Here is a 527-nt window from a genome sequence, read left to right on the forward strand (position 1 = left end):
GGTGACGGGGGTCGCGCAGCCGGCGAGCAGGGAGGCCGCGACGGCTGTCCCCGCGAGGCCGGCCGTCCTGCGGGACCTGCGCCGCCCGCGGGCCGCGGACGACGACGGGTAGGCAGGGGCGCGAGGTGAGGAGGGTCGGACGGGCACGGGATCACCGTATCCGCCGTCCTGGGTAGCGTGAGACCCGTGGACCACGTCGAGACCGTCGCCGACCTCGGCGAGGACGCACTCCTCGCTCGGATCTTCCCCTTGCTGCCGAGCTCCGCGTCGACCCTGCTGGGGCCGGGTGACGACGCCGCGGTGCTCGCGGCCCCCGACGGTCGCGTCGTCGTCTCGACCGACGTGCTGGTCGAGGGTCGTCACTTCCGCCGCGCGTGGTCCTCGGGGTACGACGTCGGCTGGCGGGCCGCGGTCCAGAACCTCGCGGACGTCGCGGCGATGGGCGCCCGGCCCACGGGACTGGTGGTCGCCCTCGTCGCGCCGGGTGACCTGCCCGTCGAGTGGGCCCTGGGCCTGGCCCGAGGGCT

Annotated in this window: 1 protein-coding gene; it reads left to right on the forward strand. The window is 76.3% G+C overall.

The window, feature by feature from the left end; translation table 11 throughout:
- Positions 1–186: 186 nt before the first annotated feature.
- Positions 187–527: AIR synthase related protein (locus tag L0B03_RS18990; protein ID WP_250448680.1), on the forward strand; the 341-nt coding region annotated here is incomplete at its 3' end.

The organism is Actinotalea sp. C106 (genome assembly GCF_023630195.1).
Classification (GTDB): domain Bacteria; phylum Actinomycetota; class Actinomycetes; order Actinomycetales; family Cellulomonadaceae; genus Actinotalea.